The sequence below is a fragment of the Acinetobacter sp. ANC 4805 genome (genome assembly GCF_022549495.1).
Lineage (GTDB): Bacteria > Pseudomonadota > Gammaproteobacteria > Pseudomonadales > Moraxellaceae > Acinetobacter.
This window is the reverse complement of sequence record NZ_JAKZGD010000004.1, coordinates 181,274-200,204: the sequence shown is the minus strand read 5'-3', so window position 1 is coordinate 200,204 and position 18,931 is coordinate 181,274. Positions and strand designations below refer to the sequence as shown.

The following is an 18,931-nucleotide window of genomic DNA, read 5'->3' as shown; positions in this document are numbered from 1 at the left end:
TGTCACTCATTAGGAGTGCCCATGTCTGAATATATTTTAAATAATGAAACAAGCTTAGAGCCACAGGTTCCAAGTGTATTACCACTCTTAGCATTACGTGATGTTGTGGTGTATCCGCACATGCAAATTGCGCTATTTGTGGGTCGTGAAAAATCGATCAATGCAGTGGATGTGGCTCGTAACGGTGACAATTTAGTATTTGTAGTTGCGCAAAAAGATTCGCTTACAGAAGAAATTGATCACGATAACCTCTATCAATATGGAACTGTAGCTAAAATCGTACAAGTGGTGAATCATGAAAATGATGAAAACTGCATTAAAGTACTGATCGAAGGTCTATATCGTTCTAAATTAGAACGTATTATTGATGGCGAAGAATACCTAACAGCTGAACATCGTTTAAGCCCAATCACATTACCATTGGATCAAGAGACTCAAGAAACTCGCTTAAATGAATTACGGACTTTGTTTGCTCAATATGCAGAAGCAAAATTACGTAATGCACGTGAACTTGTTGCAGCAGCGAATAAAATCGAAGACTTATTACAGTTAATGTTCTTCGTTGCAACTCGTGTGCCTTTAAACATTGAAGTAAAACAAAAGTTTTTAGAGCACGATGAGTTTGAAGCGCATTTACAAGAGTTGATGAGCTATTTGATGAATCAATCTGCTGAGCAGCAAATTGAACAAACGCTGCATGACAGTGTAAAACGTCAGATGGAAAAGAACCAACGTGAATACTTTCTAAATGAAAAAATGAAAGTCATTCAACGTGAACTTTCTGATATGAATGGCGGTGCTGAAGATGACGTTGCTGAAATCGAAAAACGTCTTGCTGAAGCCGATTTACCTGAACACGTACGCAAAAAAGCTGAAGCTGAGTTTCGTAAACTAAAAGCGATGCAACCTGCTTCAAGTGAAGCTGCTGTGGTGCGTAACTATTTAGAAGTCATTCTGGATACACCATGGAACAAAGCGAGCAAAGTCAGCATTAACTTAGCGAAAGCACAAGAAATTCTTGATGAAGATCATTACGGCTTAGATGACGTGAAAGATCGTATTGTTGAATATCTTGCAGTTCAATCGCGGGTGAAAAAACTCAAAGGTCCAATTTTGTGTTTAGTGGGTCCTCCTGGTGTTGGTAAAACTTCACTTGGCGAATCTGTAGCAAAAGCAACAGGTCGTGAGTTTGTTCGTATGGCGCTTGGTGGTGTACGTGATGAAGCCGAGATTCGTGGTCATCGTCGTACATATATTGGTGCGATGCCAGGTAAAATTGTGCAGTCATTAACGAAAGTGGGTGTAAAGAACCCATTGTTCTTACTCGATGAAATCGACAAGATGGCACAAGACTACCGTGGTGATCCTGCATCAGCCTTGCTTGAAGTACTTGATCCATCACAGAACAATAAGTTCAACGATCACTACTTAGATCTTGATCTTGACCTTTCAGAAGTGATGTTCATTTGTACCGCCAACAGCATGAATATTCCAGAAGCCTTATTGGATCGTATGGAAGTGATTCGTCTACCGGGTTATACCGAAGATGAAAAAGTGAATATTGCTGAACGCTACCTTGTTCCAAAGGCAATCAAGAACAATGGTCTACGTGCTAAAGAATTGACTGTTCACGAAGAAGCGATTCGTGACATCGTACAACGTTATACCCGTGAAGCAGGTGTACGTAGCTTAGAACGTGAAGTGTCTAAGATTGCACGTAAAGTTGTGAAAGAAGCGGTGAGTAAGAAATCTAAGAACTTACAAATTGAAGTCACATCGACCAACCTTCCAGAATACTTAGGTCCACATAAGTTTGACTTTGGTATCGCAGAGGATGAAGCACAAGTCGGTCGTGTTAATGGTTTGGCTTGGACTTCAGTCGGTGGCGAGTTATTGACCATTGAAGTCGCAGCAGTCAAAGGTAAAGGTAAATTCATTACGACGGGTTCACTCGGCGATGTCATGAAAGAATCGATTACCGCAGCAATGACCGTTGTTCGTACTCGTGCCGATGAATTGGGGATTGAGTCTTCACGTTTTGAAGAAACTGATGTCCACGTTCACTTACCTGAAGGTGCAACACCAAAAGATGGTCCATCTGCTGGCTTAGCACTGACGACTGCACTTGTATCGGCATTTACAGGTATTGCGATTCGTCCAGACATTGCCATGACGGGTGAAACCAGTCTTGGTGGTCGTGCGATGCGTATTGGTGGTTTAAAAGAGAAACTTCTTGCAGCACACCGCGGTGGAATTAAATTGGTTTTCATTCCACAAGATAATGTTCGCGATTTAGCTGAAATTCCTGACAATGTAAAAGAAGGTTTAGAAATCAAAGCTGTGAAAAGTATTGATGACATCCTACCTTTAGCATTGACGGATACACCTAAACCTTTGCCTAAAACACCTATTGTTAAACCAGTAGAAGAAGCAAAGGCTGCACGCCACTAATCGACTAAATATTTGAAAATTAAAGAGAGCTACGGCTCTCTTTTTTTGTTACAAATCATGATTGAAAAATAACCAATATGTTGCATAATGAAATAGAGTCGATAAAAATAAAGATGAAGCTTGACTCCGTAAACTCATTTTTTTAGTGTCATCCGAACTCCAGACTGATGACACTTTGATCGCAGCTCAGACGCAATTTTGAGCTGCGTTTTTTATGTTATGGAATAAAGCATTTATACTATCGAACAACATTCATGCTTACTCTCATCACCATCAAGCATCGACAGCGTTTATAATAAGCTTCTTTTTCCCATCAGTTTGTTCTATGAAAATTCGTATTCTGACCATTGGTCAAAAAATGCCTGCTTGGGTGTTAACTGGATTTGAAGACTATTTCAAACGCATTCAACCTTTTGTACAAACTCAAGTGATTGAACTCCCGATGGCAAAACGAGGCAAAAATGATTCCGAAGCAGATATTTTAAAATATTGTCAAATTGAAGGTGATAGTATTTTAAATGCGCTTAAACCCAGTGAAACGTTAATTGCCTTAGAAGTAGGTGGTCGAGAACTCAGTACAGAAAAACTGGCAGATACCATGAAACAATGGATGCTTGAAGGCAATGATATTGCTCTTGCGATTGGTGGTCCTGATGGACATTCAGACGCAGTTCGTCAAGCAGCAGCTTGGCATTGGTCTCTTTCTAAATTGACCATGCCACATCCAATGGTTCGTATTCTACTGATTGAACAACTTTATAGAGCGATGAGTATCAATCATAATCATCCTTATCATCGCGCTTAAAATTGTTCTGATTATAGAACAATCTGTTGATATTTAAGGGCTGTCATTGTTCCCATGAATTTGTCACGATAATGATGTATTTCCAATCAGGTGCTTATCTATGAATTTCCAGACTTTACCCGGGTTATTTATTTCTCATGGTTCTCCCATGCTCGCACTTGATCCTGAACAAGTGGGTCCTGCATTGCATCGTTTAAGCAATAATTTACCAAAACCTCAAGCAATTATTGTGATGTCTGCTCATTGGGAAAGCCAAGCGCTAGAAGTGAGTACATCAACTCGAGCTCAAACGTGGCATGATTTTCGTGGTTTCCCCCCTGAACTTTATGAGATCCGTTATCCTGCTGCGGGCGCTCCAAAACTTGCTGAGGAAATACTAACTCTATTTGCAGAAGCAGATATTCCTGCACATGCAAATAGCACGCGACCACGAGATCACGGTGTATGGATGCCTTTATTGCATATGTATCCAGAAGCCGATATTCCTGTGATTGAAATTTCCTTACCCATCGAAATGAATGCTGAGCAAATTTACAAAATCGGGCAAGTTTTAGCACCTTTACGTGAACAACAAATTTTATTAATTGGCTCTGGTAGTATTACCCATAATCTCTCTGAACTTTCATGGCATGCAGATGCTGAAGTTCCAATATGGGCAAGCACATTTCGAAATAGTGTAGTTAGTAAACTGAACCATCAAGATTATGATGCTGTACTTGACTGGCCATCTTTACCCTACGTGCAACGAAATCATCCTACCCTTGAACATTTTGCACCATTATTCTTTGCAATGGGAACAGGTCATCGTTTTAGTATCGTGCATAGTAGTTTTTCAATGGGATCATTAGGTATGGATATTTATCGTTTTGATTAAAAACCAAACATCATATTTTTCAAATGGCTTACTTATATTTGAGTAAGTCATTTTCCAAATCAATTTTCTTAAAATTTACAAATAGATACATTTAACGAACTTAATCCATAAACTGATTACATTTTATTTTTTTAAGAATACTTTAAGCTTATGACTGTTATTTATTTACTGTTGTTTGACTATGAAAATTAAATATTTAGTTCTTGCCTTATTACCGCTTTCTTTGATGGCGTGCCAAACTGTACAAAATGTAACTGATAATGTTATTTCTCAAATTAATACAACTGCAGCAAAAAATTTAACTGAATATAATTGGACTTATCAAGGTTCAAAAGCATCAAAACCTTTAGTTTTATCTTTCGATGATAATCAACGATTATCTATTCAAACTGGTTGTAATAATCAAGGTGGGACTTGGAAAGTTGAAGGTAATACCATTGTAACCTCACCACTGGCATCAACAATGATGGCGTGTGCGGATGATTTAATGCAACAAGAACGCTTATCTGCTGATATTTTTAGTGAGAAAAAAGTTCCTTTCACACTCAGTACCCAAAATGATCAAGCGATCTTGACGGTAACTGATAGTAAAGGTCAAAAACATGTATTTACAGGAAGCAAAATCGTGAATACGAGTGTGTTAACAAACTATACTTGGTCATATCAACCAACTGATACCAAAAAACCAATCGTATTAAGTTTCTTAGCCAATGATCGTTTATCTGTAGATACTGGTTGTAACCGCTTAAATACCTCATGGAAAATTGAAAATGGTTCAATTGTTACAGGTAATGGCGCTTCAACAATGATGGCATGTGAACCAGCGCTGATGAAACAAGAGCAATTTGCAGGTACACTTTTACAAAAACGTAAGGTTCCATTTGAAATCAATGCGACAAATTTAGACCAGCCGAGCTTAACTTTAAGCGATGCAAACGGTCAAAAATATACGTTCCTTGGTAAAATGACAGCTGAAGCAAAATACCAGTCTGAAGGTAAAATCGTTTTCCTCGAAATTTCACCACAAACTAAATCATGTACAGGTGTAGCACCACAAACTTGTATGCAAGTTCGTGAAATTAAATATGACGATAAAGGCATCAAAACATACGCTGATAAAAATTGGTCACTTTACTATGGTCAAATCGAAGGTTTTGAACATAATCCAAACCAACGTGTGATCGTTCGAGTTAAACGTTTCGACATTAAAAACCCTGCTGCCGATCAATCAAGTATTGCAGATGTATTAGATATGGTGGTTGAACAAGAAATTGTGAAAAAACCATAATTTTAGTCAGTTAAAAAAATCCGATGTTTTCAACATCGGATTTTTTATGGGAATTCCCTCTTTATTAAAGCGGGATTTTGGGAGATCTTTAATAAATACCCTGCGCGAGAATGGCATCAGCTACTTTGACGAAACCAGCAATATTTGCACCATCAACATAATTGACAGTACCATCTTCTTTGGTTCCATATTTTAAGCAATTGGCATGAATATCTTTCATGATGGCATGTAAGCGTTCATCGACTTCACCATGTGTCCAACCAAAACGTAACGCATTTTGAGACATCTCAAGACCAGAAGTTGCAACTCCGCCCGCATTTGATGCTTTACCTGGTGCATACAAAATCTTAGCTGCGATAAATTGTTCAACTGCATCCAAAGTAGATGGCATGTTGGCTCCTTCTGCAACACACATCACACCATTTTCTAGTAATAATTTTGCATCTTCTGCACCTAGCTCATTTTGAGTGGCACAAGGTAATGCGATATCAACAGGAATATGCCAAGGAGTTTTACCCTCAAAATATTCAAAACCATGCTTCGATGCAAACTCTGAAATACGTCCACGCTTGATATTTTTCAGCTCCATCACTTCGGCAAGTAATGCATCAGTGAAACCATTTTTTACAAAAACAGTGCCATTCGAATCTGACAGACTCACCACTTTTGCACCTAAAAACATAGCTTTTTCAGCAGCAAATTGCGCTACATTTCCCGAACCCGAAATCGAAACCGTTTTTCCTGCAAAGCTATCACCACGAGTTTTCAGCATTTCTTCAGCAAAATAAACAGTGCCATAACCAGTCGCTTCTGGACGCATTAAACTTCCGCCAAAAGAAATACCTTTGCCCGTAAAAACACAAGCCGTATCATTACTCAGCTTTTTCATCATCCCCGCCATGAAGCCTACTTCACGACCACCAACCCCAATATCACCTGCTGGAATATCGGTATCTGATCCTAAATGACGATATAACTCCAACATTAACGCTTGGCAAAAACGCATAATTTCAGCTTCTGACTTTCCTTTTGGATCAAAGTCTGAACCACCTTTACCACCACCCATAGGGAGAGTCGTTAATGCATTTTTAAAAGTTTGCTCAAAACCCAAAAATTTTAAAATCGATAAATTTACTGAAGGATGAAAACGCATGCCACCTTTAAATGGCCCAATCGCTGAATTAAATTGAATCCGAAAAGCTCGATTCACATGAGTTTGACCTTGGTCATCCATCCACGATACACGAAACTGAATAACACGTTCAGGCTCAACCAAACGCTCTAACAAACCGTATTGAGCGTATTTAGGATTTTTCTGTATAAAAGGCCATAAACTCGTCATGACCTCTTCTACTGCTTGTAAAAACTCAGGTTGATATAGATCTCTAGCTTTAACATACTCCAAGAAATCATTTAAGCTATCGTATTTCAACTCTCACCCCCAGATAGTGATTTAATTTAGTGCAAAAAATGCACCAAAATAGAATGTTAAACACATTTAATACCCTTTATGCTCAACTCTCAACCTAATTTTCATAAAAAATATTTTTTATTATTTTAAATCAATATTTTAAATTTAAAAATATTCGTTATTTTTATAATAAATATTCAAAAATAGCTTAAATCAGCGTTTAACTTAGTAATAAGACAACATAAATATTTCGAAATACAAAATTTAGCACCAAAATAAAACAATATTAGCACTATAAAATTGCAAAAATAAAAATCTATAAAAAGTAGATTAAAGCAACGATTGCCGCCGATTAAACTATTCTTTGCTATAATAGAGACACTGTTTTTATCCTATCTTCTTTCATGTCAGTTTCAGCACAACAACTCTCTCTTATCGTTCAAGTAGACCAACTTTTACCACAAACGCAATGTGGTTTATGTGGACATCGTGATGGTTGCTTACCTTATGCGAAGTCGATCGTGGAAGGTGAAGATGCAAACAAATGCGTTCCAGGTGGACAACCTGTTGCAGATGCGCTTGCGACATTATTAAAAAGACCAACAATGATTGCGGAACCGAGTGTTTGGGACATTCAAGCAGATGGTCGACCACAACAAATGAAAGCGATAATTCGTGAAGATGAATGTATCGGGTGTACTAAATGTATTAGTGCCTGCCCTGTTGATGCCATTATCGGTAGCGGAAAATTAATGCATAGTATCTTGACTGATCTATGTACAGGTTGTGAGTTATGTATTCCACCCTGTCCTGTAGATTGTATTGATCTGGTCGCAGATACCAATCCATTACCCACAATTCAACAACGTACTCTTGAACAAGATGATCTAAGACATCGTTACTATGCACATATTCAAAGAGAAGAAAAACGTCGTTTGAGTCGTAAAGGACCGATTGTTCGTGCTGAAATTGATACTGAATTTTTTGCTCAATTTTCTCAAGCACTTAACAATGTACCCGTGATCACACTCATAGATAAACCTAAAGAAAATCCTGTATTAGATGCAAAAACGACAATTGAACTTGCGAAAATTAGAACACAAATCAAAAAGTTAGAAAAGCAGTTAAGTGTACGTGCAGATGAATCCAAGCAAACACAATTACTTGATTTGCAACAACGTTTAAATGAATTGCAGGACATCTAAATGCCCGTAAAGAATATGACCAAAAAGCAGATTCAGACTTTTTTTGAACGTTTGCGTACGCAAAGACCACATCCCCAAACTGAGCTGAATTATAACTCTCCTTTTGAGTTACTGATTGCTGTTTTGCTTTCTGCACAAGCAACCGATGTCAGTGTCAACAAAGCGACTGATAAACTCTATGCAGTTGCCAATACCGCACAAGCTATTTTAAATCTTGGGGTTGATGGCTTAAAAGAATATATTAAGACGATTGGCTTATATAACGCTAAAGCTGAAAATGTGATCAAAACTTGTCAGATTTTAGTTGATCAATATCAAGGACAAATTCCAGAAACGCGAAAAGAACTGGAAGCTTTACCGGGTGTAGGGCGTAAAACGGCAAACGTCGTGCTCAATACCGCATTTGGTCATCCCACCATGGCAGTCGATACCCATATTTTCCGTGTTGGCAATCGTACTGGTTTGGCAGTAGGTAAAAATGTTTTAGAAGTCGAAGATCGATTAATTAAGGTTATTCCTAAAGAGTTTATTATTGATGCTCATCATTGGCTGATCTTGCATGGACGTTATTGTTGTATAGCACGTAAACCTAAATGTGCTGAATGTATCGTATCCGATGTCTGCAACTGGCCTGATCGTTTTGAATTTGGAGCCGTAAAAACAATTCCAACAAAAAACCTCAGTTAATCCTGAGGTTTTTTACGCTGCTGTAATTTGGGATGTAGCCGACGTTCTTGACCATTTTTCTTATTTTCCAAAGCCTGTTGTTTCTGCACATGACGTAGCATTTTTTGACTTTGATACAATAAAAACAACAGTAAAGCTAAACTTAAAATTACCACCACAATCAAAATAATTTTCAGCAAAGACATATCCTCAATTTACTCATACGTTTCGGCTTTTATGCCGTAACATCATCTTTAACTTCTATTATGTCAGATTTTGCTGGGTTGCAAACCATGCATGAATATCTCGTTTTTCAATAGCCGTCGCCATGAGTTCTGGAAATTGATCAGGTGTGCAGGCAAACGTTGGGATCCCCATATCCGCAAAGATCTGTGCATGTTGAGTATCGTACCAAGGTGCACCGTCATCAGACAATGCCAGTAGCGTAATCACTTGCACACCACTATCTAGCATTTCAGCCACTTGCTTGAGCATTTGCTTAGCATCGCCACCTTCACACAAATCACTGATAAGAATAAAAATGGTATCTTCTGGGCGAGTGATTTTACTACGACAGTATTTAATTGCTTTAGCAATATCGGTTCCCCCACCTAACTGTGTACCGAATAACACATCCACAGGATCTTCGAGCAAAGGGGTTAAATCGGCTAATTCAGTATCAAACACGATCATTTGCGTACTGACTGCACGAATACTTGCCATCACCGCCGCAAAAACACTGGAATAAATCACGGAAGGTGCCATCGAACCACTCTGATCAACACAGAGTACAATGTCTTTTAAAGCCGTTTGTTGACGTGGATGCCCATGTAACTCATGTGGGATAATCGTTTTAAAATCTTCCTGCCAATGTTTCAAATTGGACTGAATGGTGCGCTTCCAATTAATGTCTTGCATGCGTTTAGGACGGCGTGTATGTGCTGAGCGATTAATACTGCCTCGAATCGCTTGCTGTAATGGTTGTTTTAAACGGTTTTCAAGCTGCTCTACCAACTGACCTACCACGATGCGCGCGGTTTCTTTTGTTTTTTCAGGCATCAAATGATTGAGTGAAATTAAGGTAGAAACCAAATGAATATCGACTTCTACACTCGCCAACAATTCAGGCTCTAACAACATTTGTTGTAAATTCAAACGCTCTAAAGCATCTTTTTGAATAACTTTTACCACAGAAGATGGGAAATACTGACGAATATCCCCCAACCATTGTGCCACTCGAGGACTAGAATGCCCCAAACCACCACGACGATTAGGCTGTTGCGCCTGATAAAGCTCATTCAGACATTCTTGCATTTTGGTATCTTGCACCGACCAATTCGGTAAATGCGAAGTCGAATTTGGGACTTGCCCTAAAATTAATCGCCAACGTCGTTCTTGTTCCGCAAGGTCAGGTTGCTCTAAAGTGATCAGTTCTTCATTCATCTTCATCACTTAAACCTCGACAGCAACAGGCTGTAAATACACATAAATTTCATCTAATACCGTTTGAGCACGTGCAATATCTAAAGTACCAACCTCTTGTTTGACTGCGGTCGCTTTCTGCGTCACTTTCTGAATTAATTGCTGTGCCTCAGCAGGGCTAAAACTTGAAGCTGTTCTGGCCAAAATTGGCAATAACTCAATGAATTGCTGCTCTTGTAATTGATTGACCCATTGGCTCACGGTGTCCCAAAGACTTTGCTCATGAATCAATAACAAAGCTTGATGGGTCAAGAAACCTTCAAACCAAGCTGCACTATAATCTGCCGTCTGCCCGATCGACAAAGCTCGAAACAGAAATCCCTGTGTTTGCTCCACATCAATCAAGTGCTGTTCTCGAGCTAAACGCACACAACAACCATGCAAATAACCTTGCATATGTTCCAACTGCAATAACTGATGTAAGGTCTCTTGCCAGAGCCGTAACAATTCATCTTGTTGTAATTGTTCTAAAAGCTCATATAAAGTTTGTAGTTGTTGGGCAAATTGCTGAGCCATTTCGGCATTCAGTTGTACACAATAACTTGGCAAACTCAACATCAAACGAATCGCTAAATGTTCTACCACTTGATGTAAATGTTGCATTGAAAATTGGCGCACACTGCCATAACGAATTGCCGTAATAAGCGGCTTTAATGTTGCCAAAATAATGCTTGGGTCTTGATGCTGAGTAGTGAGCTCATTCAATTTATCCAAAGCCAAATTTAGGCTTTGATCCAAACCAGACAATAAAATGCTCTCGATCAGTTGCGCAATTTGCGCCACATCGTCACATTGTCTAATCTGATGTTCGACATAACTTTGTGTGGCAAGCTGAATGCTATTTCCCCACAATGACATTTCATTCAGATATAAACTAGTTTCAGGCTGCCAAGACAACTGCCAAACTTCTTTAAAGTTACCTTGCTTTGAGCCTGCACCAGCTAACTCTGCCCAAGCGAGACCAAGTAATTTCACGCAATGTAAAAATTGACTTTTTGCCAAGTCGAAGGCCTCACGTAAATCCAGACTAATGTCACGATGAGGTGCTTCGAGCTTCAGACGGAAATGCTTCACTTGCTGTAAAAAGTCTTTTTGAATGGGCAACTCAATCAACTCATCAGGCACTTGCCCCAATTGCTCGTCTTCAAGCAATTTAGCTAAAATCGGTTGCGGAATATCTAAGCCGTGATTTAAGACCGAACGAATTGCCTCAAATAAATCTTCCAAATCAGGAATACGTCGTCCACGTAATTGCAATAAAGATTGAATCAGTTGTACCGCATCAATAATCTGAGCGCTAGAGGCATCATGACCTGCTTGGCGTAAGGCTTGGGCAAATTTGCTTAACCAATCAATCGTAATTTTTTCGCCATCTGCCTCTGCATCTAAGGCTTGTTGGTAATGCTTCCAAAGATGGGTATACCATCCAACCGCTTTTACACCTGCACCATAACCACTGTCTCGGCTCAAACGCCCATGTGTCCATGCAATCCATGCAGCATCTATCTTTACCTTAGGCAAGCCTTTGAGCAAAGCGGTATCTGCTTTATTTTGCGCTTTTAAATCTGCCAATACAGGTGCATGCCATGCACCACAAATCACCACAATATTTTGGTAGCCTTGCTTTTCTGCCTGCTTGATCACTTTGCGCATATAGGCTTCGCGATACTGCTCTAGCAGTTGGTCTTCACTACTATAATTTTCAGGTTGCTGGCTTAGCAAATAATCACGTAAAGCTGCCATGGCATCACTAATTGCGGCAAACATTTGTCCAGTATGCGGTTGCTGTTCAACCAAATGTTCCCAAAAGCGTTCGCTATCTTGATAGCCTGCCTGTTCTGCCAAGAGTTGAATTGGATCTCGGCGAATCGAAAGATAATGCTGCTCCAGATTCTGCGCTGCTTCATCAGGCACTTGCAGCTCTGGCTCAATCTCAGCATCATCTGCGAATGTTTGTTCATCTGCTGAAGCTTGCTGTAAATGTTGTTCTGCCCATTGTTTTTCCAGCGCAAAACGATGTTGCAAAGGCAGATCCATAAACTCTACTGCAATTTGCTGACGCAACGCATATTGTAAGGCTTGCCACTCTGGTGAAAACTCAGCAAAGGGATAAAAAACCGCTTGTGAACGCACTTCTTTTTGTACAGGGGTATTCAACAATAATGCAACAGGTGGTTTGAAATCTGCATGTTGCAATTGAGCAATGATTGAATTGGCATCAGGTGGCCCTTCAATCAAAATACAATCAGGTTGAATCGAAGCCAAAGCATTACAGACACTACGCGCTGAACCAGGCCCGTGATGACGAATACCGAGAATATGCAGCATTTTTCTATCCTTTATTTCGATCACAGCTTCTCCTTTTCAAGGAGAAGATTGGGATGAGGTCATTTATTATTTGGTTTTATTCTAAGTCACGACAAGCACGATACAGGTCTTGCCAACCCTCACGTTGTTTAATCACGGTTTCCACATATTCTTTCCAAGGGACAATATCTTGCACAGGATCTTTTAATACTGCACCTTGTAGACCTGCTGCTAGTTCATGATCCGTAACATTGCCCGAGCCAAAATGCCCTGCCATCACCCAACCATGACTCATCACTGAAATGGCTTCAGCCGTTGATAAAGTTCCTGTGGTGGTTTTTAGTTTTTGCTTACCATCCAAGGTTTGCCCATGACGTAACTCTCTAAAAATCGTCACCAGTTTTTGAATTTGAATATCCAAAGGCTGAATCTCAGGCAGTTGTAAACTTTTACCTAATGAATGAACACGCTTTTGAACAATCTCTACTTCTTCTGCGATAGTGGCAGGCGGCGGTAAAATTACAGTATTAAAACGACGCTTTAACGCAGAAGAAAGTTCATTCACCCCTTTATCGCGATTATTGGCTGTTGCAATCACACTAAAACCTTGTACCGCCTGATACTCAATTCCCAACTCAGGAACAGGCAAATTTTTCTCAGAAAGTAAGGTAATCAAGGTATCTTGGACATCGGCAGGAATACGAGTCAGTTCTTCCACACGCGCGATCTTACCTTCTTGCATCGCACGTAACATCGGGCTTTTGACTAAAGCATCTTCACTCGGGCCTTTAGATAAAAGTTGTGCATAGTTCCAGCTATAACGTAAGGTATCTTCGCTCGTACCTGCCGTACCTTGAATCAATAAAGCACTATTACCTGAAATCGCCGCAGCCAAATGTTCAGATACCCATGATTTTGCTGTGCCTGGTACGCCTAATAACAATAAGGCGCGATCCGTCGCCAACGTTGCGACAGCAATTTCCATCAAACGGCGATTACCAATATATTTTGGTGAAATCACTGTGCCATCAGCTAAAGTTGCTCCTAGTAAATAATCAACCACTGCTTTTGGTGAAAGCTGCCATTGAGGAGGTTTTACTAAACTGTCATGTGCTTTTAATGCATCTAATTCATGAGAAAACTGTTGTTCTGCACGCGCACGTAAAACTTGTTGAGACATGTTGATTATCCTAATTTATGATTTCTTGATCATTAAGCAATAAGTTTTTGTTTGTACTGATTAAATTGAATGAGCTGTTTCCATTCAGAAATAGAAAAAAGAGCTTGTAAACTACTGATGTCGATTGGATAAGCTTGCAAAATCAGCCATTGAGCCTGCTCTTTTAATAATGTAAATTTCTTCTGATCCTGCTGCAAATCTAAGTTCGCATATGCATGTTGTAATAACACGACTGCCATTTCTGAGATATTTTGAACATCATGCAGCGCCTTAGCACGCTGAAACAACAACCAGAAATGTTCTAAATCTTGATTTTGGTAATGGGACTCGAGTTGCTTTAATAACAATCCAGTTGCTGGTTCTTGGTCTAGTAAAGTAAAGACTAACTCACGTTCAAACATGTTCCCACTTGATACCGTTACAGCTTCACACCATTTGGCTTGATGTTGGTAAAACGATATAGCTAAATCATGTCGTTGCTCTCGATAACAACACACAATAAACGCATTCCAAAGTGAATCTTTTTGCTGTGAATGCAATAAGAATAAATGTTCCCAAGCACCAAATAATTCTAACCAATACGCAAGTGGCAATTGGATTAAAATTCTTTTGAGATAAAGTACGCCCTGTGAACTTGCACAAAATGCCTGATAAGCTTGCTCAACTTGAGCACTTTGGTAAGCTGTTTTTAAACTTTTACGACTTTCAACCAAATTAGCTTCTCGATCAAAAAAGCCATAATCATTGAGGACATCATCTTGATCTAAGTTAATATCGAACTTAACTTTTTTAGCTTGAGCATCGTAGCTCAAACATACACGCAGTAACGCCATAACTTCGTTATAAAGTGCATTATCTTGATAATATAAATAGAAAGCTAATGCAGCATTACTACTTACTGTCGCTGCATTCTGTGGTTCTAATGTTTTTACATGCTGGTATAAAGCTTCAAATTTAGTCACTGGCATATTATATGTCACAAGACTTTCAGCATGACTTTGCAAATGATTTGTCTGAATGGATTGTGACCAAAATTCAGCAATATGCTGATGAATAAAGTTGGGGAGTTGACTACATAATTGGCTCATCAACAATGACCATTCGCTATTTTTTGATTTCAATAACTGCCGAATCAATGGCGCTGCATCTTGTTGTTTCAAATATTTCCATACCCTTTTAACATCATCCAAACGTGTTGTCACATCACCTTGAAATGCAAATTCAGGGAAACTAGAAGCCAGTAATACTGGATTTCGACACAGTGGCAAAACATTTAGCACCAAATAGCGAGGAATCACTTGCTGCTGCTGTTGAGCAAGTTTCAAAATTTGATTGACCCAATCCTGATACAAAAATGGCGACTCTTGCGCCACAACCCATTTCAAAATTTGAACAAGCTCATGATCCAATGACTTTTCATTATGTACCTGAGCGGTCTTAATCATGTTTTTTTGGATTGTTTCAGGCACAACTTGCGCTTGATAACCTGCTTGTTGCATGAGCACCCAATATTGGTTCAAGACTAATAAATTTTGAGCTGAATCAATCTGCTGAGGCACATAGACTTGCAATTCATTAGGAACTTTTACAGTCTGTTTAAATTGCTGTCCTAGCGTCAGTTTGAGTAGTAATTGCTGGTTAAACTCAGTGTATGATGTGCTTAAAGACATTCAAAGTGCCCTCCCTGCCAAATACTCACCAGTTTTAGTTGCAATCCATTCCATTCAACGCCTGCACTAAATGGCTCAGTCCCCACTAAAAACCATAACTCAACAAATTGTTTAATCTCAATTTCACACATTTTTTGATCCTGATCGACCAAATAAATTACTTTGTCATGTTTGACTAAATGCAATTGCTCTAGCCAGAAAAAGCGTACTAACTGCAAAGGATATTGTTTTAATCCATTCGCATATTGAGTAAATGCTTGATCAAAATTTTCAAAGCCTTTTGGCGCAACCAGCGTTAGGCTCAAATCATTGAATGACTTTAAATTATCTTCCAAACGAAGGCGTTGTTGGCTTATCACTGGATAAAGTTTGGCATTTAAAGCCAGTTGTTTTTGGAAAGGCAACGTTAAGCCAAAGTTCGAATAAGGTGGAATTTCAAAATCTAATAGCAAATAGTCCCGTAAATTTTGACTATCCCACAGCCATTGACGACGATAACGTCCACGAGTATTGACCAACTCCTGTGTTACTTGTCCTAAGGCATAAACATGAAGTATCTGAGCGGATATGTTATCCCACACATCAGTTGGTAAATTCACACCAAAAAGCTGTTTTACTTCTTCATAAAGTTCTGGTTGGAACTGTTGACGGTTTTGCCATAAATGAACGGCTGTTTGTAATTTAGCTAACCAAAATGAACTCTGCATTTGCCAATTGCTTTGATACAGCGCGCTCGAAAACTCATCTAAATAACTGACTAGGCCTGCAACTTGAGCATCGACCAAACGGCTTTGAATATCGCGGAACTTTTCATGTTGTTGTTGACGCAATCGCCCAAGTCCCATCGTGACAACATCATTCAACCATGTTTGTAATGCCTCAATACCTGCATCCATTTTTTTCTCACGTGCTAATTGGCGTTTTGCACGTGCTTCTTCATCAATCGGCTTATCAATCTTGTTTTCTTTTTTCTCAAGTGTTTTTGTTTTTTTATCCCGCCATTTTTGTACTCGATCAGGTATGCTCTGTTCATCTGATTGCACAATAAATTTGTCTTGATACTCAGTATAGACAAACAATAATGCTAAGGCATGTTTACAAGGTCGTTTAAAACTTGGACAACTACATTCGCATTTAAGCTCAGGTAAAAAAATTGCACTTTGATAAATTGCACTGCCTTGAATTTCTCCCCAAATCCACTGATCAGTCGAACCTGAGATATTGTTCCATGCTTCAAATTTTGCGAGCTTCTTGGCTGATTTTGCCGAACTTGCATCTGGAATAATCTGCTCGACTTGATCAGATTGAATCGTCAGCAACATAGTTAACCCTTTAAAATAATTCTAAGTTTCAGTATTTTTAAATTTTACGCTTGAATGAACTATAACGTTTTTCAGTCAATTTTTATATCATCTAATTAGACAAGACGACATCTTATGTCGTAGAAAATTATTGGCATAAAAAAACTGCCTTATATTCATATAAGACAGTTTTATCAAAAATCTAAATTATTTATCTAAAATTGCAAATAATTCTTTTTGAACTTCTTCGATTGCACGTAGACCATTCAATTTATCATAAGTTGGTGCATTTTCGCCTGAAGCAGCACGACCTTGATAGAAACCGACCAATTGCTCAGTCTCACTATGATATGAACCTAAACGTTTACGAATCGTTTCTTCTTTGTCATCTGGACGCTGAATAAGATCTTCACCTGTTTCATCATCTTTACCTTCCACTTTCGGTGGATTGTAAATCATATGATAAACACGACCCGATGCAGCGTGTTGACGACGACCTGAAAGACGTTGAACAATCTCTTCATCTGGAACATCAATCTCGATCACATGATCAATTGAAATACCCGCTGTTTCCAAAGCTTCAGCTTGTGGAATCGTACGTGGGAAACCGTCAAAAATACAACCGTTTACACAGTCTGGTTGAGCAATACGCTCTTTAACCAAACCAATAATGAGTTCGTCTGATACTAAACCACCAGACTCCATAACACTTTTCGCTTTAAGACCTAGTTCAGTTCCTTCACGAATCGCAGCACGGAGCATATCACCGGTTGAAATTTGTGGGATATTGTAGCGCTTACAGATCAACTGAGCTTGAGTACCTTTACCTGCCCCAGGTGGTCCTAGTAAAATAATGCGCATAAAAGAACATCCTCATTTAAAAACAATAAATCTTAAATTGAGCAATATCATACAGACTTATTGCTCAACCAACATCAAATTAATTATAAGAAAGCGACAAATAAGTGGATTAAACCTGCAAAAAAACCAGTTACACCACCCAATACAATTAAAATCCACTCATCTTCTTGGAATGCAGGTCGCAATAGATTCTGAAACTCTTTCGGTGTCAGTTCACGGATGCGGTCTCTAAACATTTGAAAGATCTTCTGCGCACGACTTGCATTCAGAGCTGGATCACATACTGGACCCATAGTAATTTCAATTGAGCGATCAATCAAGTCGGTCTTGAGTCTAGCATATTCTCTTGGACCTAATGAAAGCTGCAATGATGTTCTAACCAATGGGGTTTCCATGATTTCATTGATATGGCGCTTGACAATACGACGAGTTTTGTCTTTTTTACTGCCATACATCATTTCAGTCATGATGGATTTTAGAGTAATCAAATCCTCCGTTACCACGCTCGCAAAAACATCCGAAACTTCCTCTTGGCGTTTCATGAATGCACCTTGAACGTTATATGTACCAAGCTTTAGCACAGGAACAATCCAAGGAAACTTACGATCTTTGGTCAAACGAAAAATCTGCGGATAACGAATATAATGCGGTTCAATCGGATTAAATACCATCCAAATTGCGATCCAGTTGGTCAAAAAGCCCCAAATCGCAGCCCAAAAAGGAACTGTCCAATGCCACGGTACAACGAACCAAACGATCATTTGGAAAATACCAAAGAACATTCCAATTAAAGCACTGATATGCCAAATAAAATTAATTTCTTTTTGTCCGACTTTTTGGAACATGCGCACCATTAAACGGCGATCATTTTCCATTTGGCTTACCACCATTTCACGCATGTCAACAAGTGACTCCACGTTCATGGTCAGCTCAGTCACAAGTTCCTTTAAAGTATTTGGAAGCTGTTTATGCGCTTGCGCATAAATACGACGCTTAATCGAATAAGGTAAGTTTTCCCACAGCACCGCATTTCGATCAACCATGACTTCATCAATCAAGTGCTCAAGTTCAAACCCAACTTGTTCACCAATGATCATTGCCATATCTTCAGGATCCATTGCTTGCAAAAATTCACGCAATGAACCTAATTTTGATAATGTATTATCTGTGATGATGCCCGAAATACGCCCTGCTTTACGCGGCACAATTCCTTGCCAACCAACAGGTAATGGTCCTAGATGGAATCCCCAAAAGTTAATTGGGTAAAATACCATTTTTAAAGCCATCCATACGTGAGCCCATGTTACTAGGGCTGTCACTGGAATAATACTTAGGACCGCCAGATGGTCAGGTCGATTTAAGAAAATCTGCCACAATTCATTGACGTAATCAAACATGCATGACTCTCAGAATTATTAATACATTAAGAC

The 18,931-nt window shown here is 39.1% G+C and carries 15 protein-coding genes; 6 read left to right on the top strand and 9 right to left on the bottom strand.

What is annotated here, in order from left to right; all coding sequences use genetic code 11:
- Positions 1-21 precede the first annotated feature (21 nt).
- The 4 genes from lon (at position 22) to MMP60_RS07205 (ending at position 5,418) form a co-directional block, all read left to right on the top strand.
- Positions 22-2,451 (top strand): endopeptidase La, encoded by a 2,430-nt coding sequence (gene lon / locus MMP60_RS07220; protein WP_241335640.1) that lies wholly within the window; start codon positions 22-24, stop codon positions 2,449-2,451.
- A 325-nt stretch (positions 2,452-2,776) separates the two neighbouring features.
- On the top strand, positions 2,777-3,256 hold the full coding sequence (rlmH, locus tag MMP60_RS07215) for a 23S rRNA (pseudouridine(1915)-N(3))-methyltransferase RlmH (RefSeq protein ID WP_241335639.1): 480 nt from the start codon (positions 2,777-2,779) through the stop codon (positions 3,254-3,256).
- 100 nt (positions 3,257-3,356) lie between these two features.
- Positions 3,357-4,130: a class III extradiol ring-cleavage dioxygenase gene (locus tag MMP60_RS07210; RefSeq protein WP_046739158.1), complete on the top strand. Its 774-nt coding sequence runs from the start codon at positions 3,357-3,359 to the stop codon at positions 4,128-4,130.
- 181 nt (positions 4,131-4,311) lie between these two features.
- Positions 4,312-5,418 (top strand): META and DUF4377 domain-containing protein, encoded by a 1,107-nt coding sequence (locus tag MMP60_RS07205; protein WP_004663193.1) that lies wholly within the window; start codon positions 4,312-4,314, stop codon positions 5,416-5,418.
- Between the two features lie 88 nt (positions 5,419-5,506).
- Here the strand turns inward: MMP60_RS07205 and gdhA are convergent, their stop codons facing one another.
- Positions 5,507-6,850, bottom strand: coding sequence for an NADP-specific glutamate dehydrogenase (gene gdhA / locus MMP60_RS07200; protein ID WP_241335638.1), 1,344 nt, complete (start codon positions 6,848-6,850; stop codon positions 5,507-5,509).
- Positions 6,851-7,233: 383 nt separating this feature from the next.
- Between gdhA and MMP60_RS07195 the strand changes: the two genes are divergently transcribed.
- Positions 7,234-8,034, top strand: coding sequence for an RnfABCDGE type electron transport complex subunit B (locus tag MMP60_RS07195; RefSeq protein WP_241335637.1), 801 nt, complete (start codon positions 7,234-7,236; stop codon positions 8,032-8,034).
- Positions 8,035-8,721: an endonuclease III gene (nth, locus tag MMP60_RS07190; RefSeq protein ID WP_087543785.1), complete on the top strand. Its 687-nt coding sequence runs from the start codon at positions 8,035-8,037 to the stop codon at positions 8,719-8,721.
- Here nth and MMP60_RS07185 read toward each other — a convergent pair.
- From MMP60_RS07185 to MMP60_RS07150, 8 genes are all read right to left on the bottom strand, one after another.
- Positions 8,718-8,900 carry a hypothetical protein gene (locus MMP60_RS07185; RefSeq protein WP_241335636.1) on the bottom strand — a complete coding sequence of 61 codons (183 nt, stop codon included), beginning with the start codon at positions 8,898-8,900 and terminating at the stop codon, positions 8,718-8,720. The genes nth and MMP60_RS07185 overlap by 4 nt on opposite strands.
- A gap of 64 nt (positions 8,901-8,964) precedes the next feature.
- Positions 8,965-10,149, bottom strand: coding sequence for a VWA domain-containing protein (locus tag MMP60_RS07180; protein ID WP_241335635.1), 1,185 nt, complete (start codon positions 10,147-10,149; stop codon positions 8,965-8,967).
- A gap of 3 nt (positions 10,150-10,152) precedes the next feature.
- Entirely contained in the window at positions 10,153-12,510 is a 2,358-nt protein-coding gene (locus MMP60_RS07175) for a DUF5682 family protein (RefSeq protein ID WP_241335634.1), read from the bottom strand.
- A 76-nt stretch (positions 12,511-12,586) separates the two neighbouring features.
- Positions 12,587-13,669, bottom strand: a complete 1,083-nt coding sequence (locus MMP60_RS07170; protein WP_241335633.1) for an AAA family ATPase — start codon at positions 13,667-13,669, stop codon at positions 12,587-12,589.
- 32 nt (positions 13,670-13,701) lie between these two features.
- Positions 13,702-15,339: a hypothetical protein gene (locus MMP60_RS07165; RefSeq protein WP_241335632.1), complete on the bottom strand. Its 1,638-nt coding sequence runs from the start codon at positions 15,337-15,339 to the stop codon at positions 13,702-13,704.
- Positions 15,330-16,661, bottom strand: a complete 1,332-nt coding sequence (locus tag MMP60_RS07160) for an SWIM zinc finger family protein (RefSeq protein ID WP_241335631.1) — start codon at positions 16,659-16,661, stop codon at positions 15,330-15,332. Before MMP60_RS07160 ends, MMP60_RS07165 begins: the two co-directional genes overlap by 10 nt.
- Before the next feature lie 186 nt (positions 16,662-16,847).
- On the bottom strand, positions 16,848-17,501 hold the full coding sequence (adk, locus tag MMP60_RS07155; protein ID WP_241335630.1) for an adenylate kinase: 654 nt from the start codon (positions 17,499-17,501) through the stop codon (positions 16,848-16,850).
- Positions 17,502-17,584: 83 nt separating this feature from the next.
- Positions 17,585-18,898 (bottom strand): hypothetical protein, encoded by a 1,314-nt coding sequence (locus MMP60_RS07150; protein ID WP_241335629.1) that lies wholly within the window; start codon positions 18,896-18,898, stop codon positions 17,585-17,587.
- Positions 18,899-18,931: the final 33 nt, after the last annotated feature.

Excerpts from the sequence above, each read along its gene's own strand:
- lon (WP_241335640.1), top strand. The coding sequence starts at position 22 with ATGTCTGAATATATTTTAAATAATGAAACAAGCTTAGAGCCACAGGTT.
- MMP60_RS07160 (WP_241335631.1), bottom strand. The coding sequence starts at position 16,661 with ATGTTGCTGACGATTCAATCTGATCAAGTCGAGCAGATTATTCCAGAT.
- MMP60_RS07170 (WP_241335633.1), bottom strand. The coding sequence starts at position 13,669 with ATGTCTCAACAAGTTTTACGTGCGCGTGCAGAACAACAGTTTTCTCAT.
- MMP60_RS07165 (WP_241335632.1), bottom strand. The coding sequence starts at position 15,339 with ATGTCTTTAAGCACATCATACACTGAGTTTAACCAGCAATTACTACTC.
- rlmH (WP_241335639.1), top strand. The coding sequence starts at position 2,777 with ATGAAAATTCGTATTCTGACCATTGGTCAAAAAATGCCTGCTTGGGTG.
- MMP60_RS07150 (WP_241335629.1), bottom strand. The coding sequence starts at position 18,898 with ATGTTTGATTACGTCAATGAATTGTGGCAGATTTTCTTAAATCGACCT.
- adk (WP_241335630.1), bottom strand. The coding sequence starts at position 17,501 with ATGCGCATTATTTTACTAGGACCACCTGGGGCAGGTAAAGGTACTCAA.
- MMP60_RS07175 (WP_241335634.1), bottom strand. The coding sequence starts at position 12,510 with ATGCTGCATATTCTCGGTATTCGTCATCACGGGCCTGGTTCAGCGCGT.
- MMP60_RS07195 (WP_241335637.1), top strand. The coding sequence starts at position 7,234 with ATGTCAGTTTCAGCACAACAACTCTCTCTTATCGTTCAAGTAGACCAA.
- MMP60_RS07180 (WP_241335635.1), bottom strand. The coding sequence starts at position 10,149 with ATGAAGATGAATGAAGAACTGATCACTTTAGAGCAACCTGACCTTGCG.
- nth (WP_087543785.1), top strand. The coding sequence starts at position 8,035 with ATGCCCGTAAAGAATATGACCAAAAAGCAGATTCAGACTTTTTTTGAA.
- MMP60_RS07210 (WP_046739158.1), top strand. The coding sequence starts at position 3,357 with ATGAATTTCCAGACTTTACCCGGGTTATTTATTTCTCATGGTTCTCCC.
- MMP60_RS07205 (WP_004663193.1), top strand. The coding sequence starts at position 4,312 with ATGAAAATTAAATATTTAGTTCTTGCCTTATTACCGCTTTCTTTGATG.